The 10,680-nt window shown below is 31.1% G+C and carries 12 protein-coding genes; 4 read left to right on the top strand and 8 right to left on the bottom strand.

Going from position 1 to position 10,680, the window contains the following annotated elements:
• Positions 1-343: 343 nt before the first annotated feature.
• From WCG23_12040 to WCG23_12005, 8 genes are all read right to left on the bottom strand, one after another.
• Positions 344-700, bottom strand: coding sequence for a hypothetical protein (locus WCG23_12040; GenBank protein ID MEI8390598.1), 357 nt, complete (start codon positions 698-700; stop codon positions 344-346).
• 98 nt (positions 701-798) lie between these two features.
• Positions 799-2,112 carry a 30S ribosomal protein S12 methylthiotransferase RimO gene (rimO, locus tag WCG23_12035; GenBank protein MEI8390597.1) on the bottom strand — a complete coding sequence of 438 codons (1,314 nt, stop codon included), beginning with the start codon at positions 2,110-2,112 and terminating at the stop codon, positions 799-801.
• 84 nt (positions 2,113-2,196) lie between these two features.
• Positions 2,197-2,739: a nucleoside deaminase gene (locus tag WCG23_12030; protein ID MEI8390596.1), complete on the bottom strand. Its 543-nt coding sequence runs from the start codon at positions 2,737-2,739 to the stop codon at positions 2,197-2,199.
• A gap of 6 nt (positions 2,740-2,745) precedes the next feature.
• Complete coding sequence (locus tag WCG23_12025; protein MEI8390595.1) at positions 2,746-2,904, bottom strand: DUF1427 family protein; 159 nt, start codon at positions 2,902-2,904, stop codon at positions 2,746-2,748.
• A 147-nt stretch (positions 2,905-3,051) separates the two neighbouring features.
• Positions 3,052-4,308, bottom strand: coding sequence for an AMIN domain-containing protein (locus tag WCG23_12020; GenBank protein ID MEI8390594.1), 1,257 nt, complete (start codon positions 4,306-4,308; stop codon positions 3,052-3,054).
• A 378-nt stretch (positions 4,309-4,686) separates the two neighbouring features.
• Positions 4,687-4,902, bottom strand: coding sequence for a hypothetical protein (locus tag WCG23_12015; GenBank protein ID MEI8390593.1), 216 nt, complete (start codon positions 4,900-4,902; stop codon positions 4,687-4,689).
• A 16-nt stretch (positions 4,903-4,918) separates the two neighbouring features.
• Positions 4,919-5,527: a response regulator gene (locus tag WCG23_12010; protein ID MEI8390592.1), complete on the bottom strand. Its 609-nt coding sequence runs from the start codon at positions 5,525-5,527 to the stop codon at positions 4,919-4,921.
• A gap of 46 nt (positions 5,528-5,573) precedes the next feature.
• A complete protein-coding gene (locus tag WCG23_12005; GenBank protein ID MEI8390591.1) occupies positions 5,574-5,783 on the bottom strand; it encodes a hypothetical protein in 210 nt (69 codons plus the stop codon).
• A 226-nt stretch (positions 5,784-6,009) separates the two neighbouring features.
• Between WCG23_12005 and WCG23_12000 the strand changes: the two genes are divergently transcribed.
• The 4 genes from WCG23_12000 to WCG23_11985 all read left to right on the top strand — a co-directional run bounded on the left by WCG23_12000 (position 6,010) and on the right by WCG23_11985 (position 9,993).
• The gene (locus tag WCG23_12000) at positions 6,010-6,594 is read left to right on the top strand and encodes a hypothetical protein (GenBank protein ID MEI8390590.1); all 585 of its coding nucleotides are present in this window, start codon (positions 6,010-6,012) and stop codon (positions 6,592-6,594) included.
• A gap of 99 nt (positions 6,595-6,693) precedes the next feature.
• A complete protein-coding gene (locus tag WCG23_11995; GenBank protein ID MEI8390589.1) occupies positions 6,694-7,599 on the top strand; it encodes an HD domain-containing phosphohydrolase in 906 nt (301 codons plus the stop codon).
• Positions 7,600-7,649: 50 nt separating this feature from the next.
• Positions 7,650-8,699 carry a tryptophan--tRNA ligase gene (gene trpS, locus WCG23_11990; GenBank protein ID MEI8390588.1) on the top strand — a complete coding sequence of 350 codons (1,050 nt, stop codon included), beginning with the start codon at positions 7,650-7,652 and terminating at the stop codon, positions 8,697-8,699.
• Between the two features lie 22 nt (positions 8,700-8,721).
• Complete coding sequence (locus WCG23_11985; protein ID MEI8390587.1) at positions 8,722-9,993, top strand: Nramp family divalent metal transporter; 1,272 nt, start codon at positions 8,722-8,724, stop codon at positions 9,991-9,993.
• Positions 9,994-10,680 lie beyond the last annotated feature (687 nt).

The following is a 10,680-nucleotide window of genomic DNA, read 5'->3' as shown; positions in this document are numbered from 1 at the left end:
TTGCTCATTTTTTTGTCCTTTCATTTTTTTCTATTTTATCTCGATGAAAGGATGACAACTTATATTTTTTTCTGTCCGATTTCTACGGCATATTATATTATTCTATAATCCTTTTGCCTAAATCCTTTTAATTTTTGAATTTATTTTTTCATTAATTATTATTTTTGTTATTAGACACTTATTTATATTCATATTCATATTTATTCCTTTAATAACACCCTTAACTATATAAAAACGGGCTTTTCAAAATAATTGCTAATTTTTATCTAGCAATTCGAATTAAATAATATATTTTATGCAAATTCTTTAAAAAAACCGACTTTTTAAGTCGGTTTTTTGTTTATTAAAATCTTGTTTTGCTTAACTTGTCTCTCAGTTCGCGGAATCTGGTTATATCTTCCTGAGCTCTTGTAGATTCTTTATAAATAATCTGCGAAGCCGGATGAACCATTAAAATATAATCAATATGAACTTTCAAAAAGTCGTATTTTTTAGGAGGACCGCCCTGTTTTTTGGTAATTTCCGCATCTACAACCGCAATAAATCTTTTGTCTTTATCGTTTAAAAGATCTGTTAATTCGCGATTTGTGTTTGTGTATTTAGAAACATGAACATAACCTTTAATTTCATGATCAACAGTTGTAATCAATACTTCTATAGGAATTGTATCTGTAACTTTTTTGTTTATATTATTGTTCATCTTTTTTACCTGCGCAAATTAAAACTTAAAATGATCCAACTATTTTAAGTATAATATAAAACTGTAAAATAGTGTTGATTTTTTTGTTTTTACTACTTTTATACGACTCCGTATAAGTCATATTCGCTTGCTCCGGTAATTTTTACCTGAACCACATCACCGGGGGAAACTGTTTTTTTGGTTTCAATAAAAACCAGTCCATCTATTTCGGGTGCATCTCTATAAGTTCTTCCAATAATTTTTCCGTCAGAAGTAAGAACTTCAATCAAAGAAATAATTTCTTTTCCAATCAAGGAGGCATTTATTTTCTTTGAAATTTTTTGCTGCAACTCCATAAGCTGTTTTTTCCTTAATTTTTTTATTTTTGCAGGAACATGCTTTTTTAATTGATATGAGTCTGTTTCTTTTTCTTTAGAATATTCAAACACGCCCAGTTTGTCAAATTTGTATTTTTCTATAAAGTTATATAAATGCTCGAAGTGTTCTTCTGTTTCTCCGGGAAAACCTGTTATAAACACTGTCCTTATAGAAACTCCGGGGATATTTTTCCTTAATTTTTCTATAATTTTACCGTTATCAACCGCAGGTCTGTTCATCAATTTTAAAATTTCAGGATGCGAATGCTGAAGAGGAATGTCTATAGACTTTACAACTTTGTCTAAAGTTGCTATTGCCTGAATAAATTCATCATTCACAAGCGAAGGATACGCATACATCACTCTGATCCATGAAATTTCTTCTATTTCATTTAATTTTTTTAATAATTCAGTTAAAGACGGCTTCCCGTAAATATCTTTCCCGTAATTTGTCGTATCCTGAGCAATAAGAATAATCTCGGAAACCCCTTTTTGTCCGAGTTTTTTTGCTTCTTTTACAATAGACTCAATAGTTCTGCTTCTGTATTTTCCTCTCAAAGCCGGGATAACGCAGTAAGAACAGGAATAATCGCACCCTTCTGCTATTTTTATGTAAGAACTTGAACCTACAGTAATTTGAAATCTTTCAATATCGTTATTTAAACTATAATAAGGATTTTCAGAAACATTATAGAAAGTATCGTCAGGATTTTCAGAAATTTTATTTACCACTTCGCAAATTTTTTCAATGTCGCCTGTTCCCACAAAAGCAAGGGCTTCGGGAATCAATTCCATAAGCTCTTTTTTGTATTTTTGGGTAAGACATCCGCAAATTATGATTTTTTTGCCTGCTTTAGCAAATTCAATAATAGTTTTTACGGATTCTTTTTCGGCCTCTTTTATGAAAGCACAGGTGTTTATAAGAATTATATCTGCTTTTCCTTCATCAAGATTAATTTCATAACCATTTTTAGAAAGAAGCCCCAGCATGTTTTCGGAGTCCACAAGATTTTTAGGGCATCCGAAGTTTATTAAACCTATGATTGGTTTTGTCATGTTTATTCTCAACTTAAATTTGCTGTTTATAAAATTTTAGCAGGAATAAACATTTAAAAAAATATTTAATAAATATTTAATAAATCAATATTCAACTTTATCCTGTTTAGAAGCCCATAAGTCAAAAACTTTTTTAGCTTCAACATGAAGAATTTGGCTGCATTTTTTCTCTCTTTTATCTGAATTTTTATCAAATTCGCTGTAAATAAAATCATCCCTAAATCCTATACAGGCAGCGTCTGTTTTTGTATTGGCAAAATAAATTTCATCAACATTTGCCCAATAAATCGCCGCCAAACACATCGGACAAGGCTCACAACTTGCAAAAATAAACGAACCTGATAAATCAAAATTGTTTATATTTTTTGAGGCTTCTCTTATTGCAACAATCTCGGCATGCGAGGTAGGATCATTGGAACTTATAACTTTATTAAAGCCTTCCCCGATAATTTTCCCGTCTTTCACCACAACAGCACCAAAAGGACCGCCATAATTATTTTCCATGCCAAAATTAGAAAGCTCTATAGCCCTTTGCATAAAATTTTCTTTTTCCCGCTGAGAAAGAAAAGAATTGTAAAAACTCCCAGAACAGCAATGTTCTTCTTTGTCTTTTTTTGTATTTTCCATAAATTTTTAACCCTTAATAAAAAAACGAATTATAATATACCCCAAATAAACCCCAATTATGCTCAAAACCCCTGCTAACGTTGGTGGGGCAGGGATAGGCACTTTGAAAAAAGTAAAAAAAGCTCCGACAACTATTCCTGTAAATAATGCGTATAAATTTTGCATTTAAATTTCTCACTCTCTCTCAAGCAGGTAACAAATATTTTTAACTGTCACTTTAAGTTAAGCTAAACATAAAGATTTTTTATTTGTTACATCTTTTTCTATTATTTTTACCAATTATAATTAATTTTGCTCTTATTTGTTAATTTTTTAGCCGGCTGCTCTGGTGCTTTGTATTTTTTGTCTTATATTTTGAGCCAGATCGGTTCTACCGCTTTTTTGATAAATTGCAGCCATATTTTCAAGAAATTTTATATTATCTACATTGGTTTTCGCTGTTTTTATTTCTTTCTGGCTTATTCTTGAGTTGTTCACAACAGGTTTTCTGACATCTGCTACTGTTCTTGTTGTTTTCAAAGCCGCATTTAACTGCTGTGTTGAAGGTTTTCTATTAACAGCTCTGTTGATATCTGTATCTACAGGACGGCTTAATCTTTGCGGAGGAAGCTGACTGTTCTGGTACTCTTTTATACCATACTGAGAATTTGCTCCGTAAGCGTGATTTTTAACCTGTTTTTCTTTTGTATAATTACTTCCAAGACTTCTGGAAACAAGTTCCTTTCTTTCGGCGACTGTTCTGTAAAGATCCATTTCTCTTGTTTTCATCTTCTCTGAAGCAAGCTCAATAGTAACATTTTTAGGCTTACTAAGCAGTTTGAACATACCTATTGCAATAAAGACAACGGCAAATATTCTTAAAAGCCAGTCAAAACCTTCTTTACTGAATATTTTTTTCAAAGATGCATTTCCTATCATAGAATTTTTAACAGTTTCAATGTTATTTTCCTGATTAGGAGAATTATTATCGGCTGTCTGTAAATTATTTTCCAAATATTGAGGTCTTACTGATTCCTGCGCTGTTGTTTTTAAGTCTGTTTTGCTTTTTTCCCCTAAATTAATAACGGGAAGAGGTTCCTCTTGCTGAACATTTTGAGCAGGCTCAGCAATTTCTGTTTTAAGAGCAGAAACGTTGTTTGTATTTGCCGGAATTGCAGAACTGTTATCCCCCATAAAATCAAGTGAATCAGTTCTTGAATCAAGAATAATTTTGCTTGAAGAAATATTTAACCCCTGTATAAAAACTCTTACTTTGTCATTTGCGATAGGCTGCACCATAACATTATCAATTTCGGGACTATTGTTATAAATTGTGTTCACAAATTCCGCAGATCTTGTATTTTTGAGGTCTATAACTATTTTATTGTCAGCTGTTATATATTTTTCGACAGGAACGTCCTTATCGGTTTTTAAAACAATTTTATAACTGTAATTGTCTTTCGAGCTTATTTTAATTTCTGACAAAGTCGCCCCGTCAAAAGCATATACAGGTACAACAAACATTATTAAAGAAACAAATGCCGTGCAAAAAATAATTACAGCTAAATTTTTTAATTTTGTTTTATTCATATTTAACCCTTTACTCCTCAACTTTTACCCGAGTCCCCAAACATTCCTTACGAAGCGAGAATAAAAGCCCGAAGCAGCGACGCTACTGTGACAACGATGCAAGGGCCAAACTCATTCCTTTTATGTTAATAGATTAACTCTTTAAGACCTCTTGTGGCATCGACCATAGGATTTATGAACAAAAAATTAACCTCTAATCCAGAGGTGTAGAAAAGGTAATCTTTAGATAAAAATTAAACACTTGTAACATAAGTTTACAAAAATACTGTTCTTGAATAAAACGAGTCTGTTTTCAGGAAAACCGGCAAAGCCTGATTTACCAGAAAAGCATCACTCCTAAAAGCTTTGGTTCTTTCACAAAAAATATTTTATAAAACTTTATCTTAAATAATTTGAAGTCCGTTCAAAAATTTCTCTATTTAAACACATTGAAATGTTTTTAAAAGAACAAAACCCTTTTTCCCTGTTTATAACACCAACACTGGCAAGTTTATTTCTTACAACTTCGTTTAATTCATCGGGACTGATATAAAGAGCGCAACCGGAACTGCATTCCCCGGAATTAAAAGGACAGGTAAGTTTATCTTCTTTCATTTTTATTTATCCTTATTTATTTTGAACAGGCTTCTATAATAAGTTTTTGCCATCCTATTGCTTTTTCTATATAACAATCCGCACCCCTGCTCAGGCATTTTTCTTTATACTCCTGTTTTGAAGAAGCTGACATCATTATAATTTTTGTATTTAATTTGCAAAAAAGTGCTAATTTTTTTATCTCATCAAGAAGAATAAAACCTTCTCTTTCCGTCGGAATAAATAAATCGAGAACGACATATCCAAAATCTTTTTTCTTATATTGACTTATTGCATCGTAAAGTTCTTTTGAAGTAGTTACTTCAAAACCGAGTTTTTTAAAGAGAATATCAAGCTGATATGTAATAATACCCAGATCATCAACAATAAGAATACTTTTAGGTCTTATTACGGTATCACTTATTTCGCCGCCTTTTAAAAATTCGCTTTTTTCCGTACTATCCAAAAGCGATTTTCCTAAACTATTTTGTGAAAGTATAGCATTATCCAATTTTTGTCTTATTGTTTTTACTGCTTTGTTTAAATGCTCAAGCTCTATTTCCTTAGGCGGCATCATATCAGCCAGACCAAAGAAATTTTGTATAAAACTTTTATTAACTTCTATTGAAAAATTTTCACCTGACATAAAACTCTCTTTTATTTTTATTTCTGTCTTTTTTTATTCTAACTATTTATTTTAATATATGCCACCATTTTTTTATAAAATTTTTATTTCTTTTTTCTTTTAAGGTAATTTCTAAAACTTTAATAAGATCTCTATCGTTTAAATCAAAGTGAATTTTAAGCTGTTCCATATAATTATTCAAAGATCTGGACGCATTCTGTTTTTTCTTAACCAGAACATTGTCAAATAATCGTTTTTGAGCCGGTGAATTAGTCATAAAAAAAACCTTTTATTCTCCCTTACCTTCTATTTAGATTATATTTTTTTTCTTTTTATTACATTCGATAAAAGTTTAGTTTTATAAAAATGCTGTCCTCGGCTTATTTCAAGAGAAAATGCAATATAACTTTACCCATTTATTTGTACACTATAGCAATATGTTTTTTCTTTAAAAAAATTTAAAATATTTTAATCTACTTATTTAGGGGAGTTTTTGATAAAAAATGAAATTCAGTTTACCTAAAAATTTAAGAAAAAATTTTAAAAGGAACTTGAAAAGATTAAATTTTGTTAATGATAATATACATAAAAAGAGAGTTATAATTTGGGATAAAATTTGTCCTAAATGTAAAAATTTTATTTACGGAAACAATGCTTTTTGTACTTGCGGTTATTCGGCATCCAGGGAAAAAGTTATTAAATTATGGGGTATTATAGCTTTTACATGGTTTTTTATAATTGTTTTTATTTGCTTTTTGTTCAACAGTTTTTCAGAATTGCATTCTGTTGTTTATAAAAAACTTGAAAAAAATGATTCTGATTTTTATTCACTTTCTCCTGCAAATGTCCAAATAATAACTGATTTAAGATCTTCAAAATACAAAGACTATATTCAGACTATTTATGTTAACCCTATAGCAAGAAATAAACTTATGGTTTTAATAAAACCTGTTTACTGGGAGATGCTTTCTCTGGAAGAAAAAGACTTATTAAAACAAATCATAATGAAAAAATGGAGTGAAATTTATCAAAACACGACTCCTTTTTCAAAATTCAAACCTGAAGTCCAGCTTGCCAATTTTAAATAACATGAAATTATACTAAAACGAATTTATTTTCGATAAAACAGGCAATTTTTTAAAATTTCATGTTTTTAAAATAATATATGGAATACAAGGAAGCTAATATTGATCAGGAATGCTAATTTTTTAGTATTTTCGGCGAAGCCTGCTGTTAACAACCAGCAAAGCATTACTCCTCCAAAAATTAATATATTGCCTGAAGCCGGATCTAATCAACCTGCTTTTAAAAAACAGGCTGTAACCGACTCATGGGTGCCTTCAAGCAATCCTTTCTCTAAACCTGAAGTCAAAACAGTATTTTCGGGAAAAAATTCTTTATTAAAAATAAAAGAATATTTCCAAAACAACCCTATAGAGGTTCAAAAGCCTGAAGGGGTGAAAAAAGCTTGCGACCATTTGATTAAACTGCTTGCCAAATACGATCCCTACACAGCAGACCATTCATATCAGGTTGCAGGAATAGCTACACAATTTGCAAAATCTATGAATAAATTCACTTACGAGGATCTTGAAGAAATCAAGACAGCCTCCCTTCTCCATGATATTGGAAAATTAGGTGTAAATCCGGAAATTTTAAATAAAACCGGACGTTTAACAAATAAAGAAAAGGAACTACTGGATCAACATGCTTTATTTGGTGAACAAATTCTTGAACAAATCGGTTTAACAAAAAACAAAAGTTTTGGAAATATAGCAGCTCTTGTAGGCAGCCATCATTCCCCTGTTAATAAATTCTCTTTTTTCAATAAAAATAAACAAAAAGAAGATGTTATAAAATTGGCGGACGTATATAACGCCTTAACAACAAAACGATCCTACAAGCCGGCTTTTTCACCACAAGAAGCAATAGGGATAATGGAAAAAATGCAGGAAGAAAATCCTAAATGGACTCCGGATGTATTTAATAAATTCAAAGGATTTGTTGATCAAAATTATGGCTACAAAGAAAAACTTCCGCTAATAACTGATAACCCTTTTAAAAAGTCTGTGGTTGCAAATGCTTTTGTGTAAAAAAATTTATGCGATAAAATAAAGTTACTTTAATAAGGGTGACTTTAGTTATGACTATCATAAAAAACCAACAAATTAAAAAAAATAGGATAATGTCCGGCATGCGTCCTACGGGAAAGCTTCATTTGGGGCATTATATGGGTGTTTTAAAAAATTGGATATCTTTTCAGGATGATTATGAATGCTTTTTTGCAATAGCAGACTGGCATGCGCTCACTACAAAATTCGATGACACTTCAGCTTTAAAGCAAAATATTGTTGATGTCGCTCTTGATTGGCTTGCCTGCGGAATAAATCCGGAAAAATCAATTATTTATGTGCAGTCGCTTGTTCCTGAAACAGCAGAGCTTCATTTATTATTAAGTATGATTACTCCTCAAAATTGGGTAGAACGAGATACAACTCTTAAAGATATGATTAAAATTCTCAGAGGCAACATTGAAGAAAATGAAGAAAATCAAAATTACTCAGGGCTTGTCAGCTACGGGCTTATGGGGTATCCTGTCTTGCAAACTGCGGATATTATTCAATTTAATGCTTCTTTAGTGCCTGTAGGAAAAGATCAGCTTGCACACCTCGAAATTTCAAGGGACATCGCAAGAAGATTTAACCACCTTTATAAAACAAATTTGATTAAAGAACCTCAACCAAAACTAACTGAAACACCTTTATTGAAAGGAATAGACGGTCAAAAAATGGGGAAATCTTTTAACAACGATATAAAAATTTCTGATTCAGAAGAAATTACCACTAAAAAAATCATGCAGGCAATTACTGACAGAAACAGGATTAAGAAAACAGACCCCGGAAATCCTGAAAACTGCGAAGTGGTATGCCCTTATTATAAAATTTTTGCGGACGAAGAAACCGTTAAAAAACAACGGTATAACTGCGAAAATGCTCTCTGGGGCTGTGCAGACTGCAAGAGAGAACTGGCTTCCATTATAAATAACCAATTTAAAGATACAAGAGAAAAAAGACTTGAATTTGAAAAAAATCCTGATTATATTCATGAAATAATCAAAACAGGAAGTCAAAAAGCAAGAGAAGAAGCAGCTTTGTTCTTAAAAGAAATCAAAAAAACTATGAGACTTTATTAAAACTAGATCGGTTTAGCAAAAAATGCTTTCATCAAATAAAATAATTGAATCTTTAAAAGAAACACATAAACCAAGCCTAAGAGCTAAAAACTTTCTTAAATATCTAGGGACAGGAGTATTAGTAACTGTTGGATTTATTGATCCCGGGAATTGGGCAGCTAACATTGCGGCTGGTTCTACTTTTGGTTATTCTTTACTCTGGGTTATTACTATAGCAACTTTTATTTTAATAATTTTACAGCAAAACGCTGCTCAGCTTGGTATAGTTTCCGGCATGTGTTTAGCAGAAGCAGCAACTGCATATCTTAAACCATACATATCAAGACCTGTTTTATTTTCAGCAATTTTGGCAGTAATTGCTACTGCTCTGGCAGAAATAATCGGTTCTGCTATAGCTTTAAACATGTTGTTTCATTTACCTATAAAAATAGGCGCTATTTTGTCGGCAATATTTTGTTCATGGTTATTGGCGACAAATTCTTATAAAAAACTTGAAAACTTAATCATTGGTTTTGTTTCATTGATAGGAATATCATTTTTATTTGAATTAAATCTTCCTCATATAAACTGGGGCGTGGTTGCTTCAAGCTCGTTTATTCCTTCTTTTCCGCATGGATCATTATTTGTGATTATGGCAATGCTCGGTGCAGTAGTAATGCCTCATAATTTATTTTTACACTCAGAAATTATTAACAACAAAGAGTGGCATCTGGAAGGCGAAGACAAAATAAAAAAACACCTTAAGTATTCTTTTATTGATACACTTTTTTCGATGATTATAGGTTGGGCAATTAATTGCGCAATTATAATTGTTGCTGCCGCTACTTTTTTTGATCATCATGTTGTTGTAACAGAGTTACAACAAGCTGTTGTATTATTAAAACCTATTCTCGGTCATTTTTCTTCAATTGTTTTTTCGATAGCTCTTTTATTTGCGGGAATTGCTTCCGCTACTACAGCAGGTATAGCAGGCGGAAGTATTTTTGCGGGTTTATACAAAGAAATTTACGATATTACTGATGTTCATACAGAAATCGGCTCATATATAACCTATATTGCCGCTGTTTTAATAATATTTTTCATTTCTGATTTTTACAAAGCAATAATACTTTCTCAAATTATTCTTAGTATTCAACTGCCTTTTACAATTATTTTGCAGATATATTTGACTTCTTCTCCTAAAATAATGGGGAAATATATAAGCAATAAGTTTTTTAATGTTTTTCTGTGGTTCATAGCTTTTGTTGTTATTATTTTAAATATTTTACTTGTTGTTTTCAGCCTTAAAGGCTAAAAACGGGTATTAAGTTGCGACAACAGGGCAAGAATAAACAACAATGATAAAACTGAAAAAGTGGATGATGAAATTATGGAACTCGCCAAACAAATTGCTTTAAAGGCACAGGGTAAATCATGCCCCGTTGTCCGGATAGAAATTTTTTAAGTTATCCTCCTCTGCCGCCATTTGTTGTCCTTCATTTTTACTCATTTTTTCGTCCTTTCATTTTTTTCTATTTTATCTCGATGAAAGGAGGATAACTTCAATTTTTTTCTGTCCGATTTCTACGGCATATTATACTTAACATAATATCATGAACTTTGGAATAAAAGGAATATAGTTGCAATAAAAGGTATAAATAATCCATACCTTTTATTCTGTTTTTGTAATTTGATACAAAAAACAGAATAAATATTTTAAGACTTATTTTATTAATATTTACTAAGTCTCTTAGTCCAAAAGGCTCTCAAATTCGCCATACTGCGTTATTTTAATTAATATAGCTAGAAAAGCCGTATATAAAACGCAAACCTTATAAATTATATATCTTGGGTCGTACAAAAATCGATTTAGAACATCAATTCGAAAATATAAAAAGTGTAAATGAGCCATTCCCATTAACATCATTTTATTAAATGGTGGAAGCTCTAAGAGGTCATCTGAAAAGTTTTTCATTTAGTTAACCGTCTTAGCATTAAATGT

The organism is bacterium (assembly GCA_037147175.1).
Classification (GTDB): Bacteria; Cyanobacteriota; Vampirovibrionia; order Gastranaerophilales; family UBA9971; genus UBA9971.
This window is presented reverse-complemented; position numbering and strand designations above follow the sequence as displayed.

Coding starts and splice junctions, on each gene's coding strand:
- WCG23_12040 (MEI8390598.1), bottom strand. CDS start 700: ATGAACAATAATATAAACAAAAAAGTTACAGATACAATTCCTATAGAA.
- rimO (MEI8390597.1), bottom strand. CDS start 2,112: ATGACAAAACCAATCATAGGTTTAATAAACTTCGGATGCCCTAAAAAT.
- WCG23_12030 (MEI8390596.1), bottom strand. CDS start 2,739: ATGGAAAATACAAAAAAAGACAAAGAAGAACATTGCTGTTCTGGGAGT.
- WCG23_12025 (MEI8390595.1), bottom strand. CDS start 2,904: ATGCAAAATTTATACGCATTATTTACAGGAATAGTTGTCGGAGCTTTT.
- WCG23_12020 (MEI8390594.1), bottom strand. CDS start 4,308: ATGAATAAAACAAAATTAAAAAATTTAGCTGTAATTATTTTTTGCACG.
- WCG23_12015 (MEI8390593.1), bottom strand. CDS start 4,902: ATGAAAGAAGATAAACTTACCTGTCCTTTTAATTCCGGGGAATGCAGT.
- WCG23_12010 (MEI8390592.1), bottom strand. CDS start 5,527: ATGTCAGGTGAAAATTTTTCAATAGAAGTTAATAAAAGTTTTATACAA.
- WCG23_12005 (MEI8390591.1), bottom strand. CDS start 5,783: ATGACTAATTCACCGGCTCAAAAACGATTATTTGACAATGTTCTGGTT.
- WCG23_12000 (MEI8390590.1), top strand. CDS start 6,010: ATGAAATTCAGTTTACCTAAAAATTTAAGAAAAAATTTTAAAAGGAAC.
- trpS (MEI8390588.1), top strand. CDS start 7,650: ATGACTATCATAAAAAACCAACAAATTAAAAAAAATAGGATAATGTCC.
- WCG23_11985 (MEI8390587.1), top strand. CDS start 8,722: ATGCTTTCATCAAATAAAATAATTGAATCTTTAAAAGAAACACATAAA.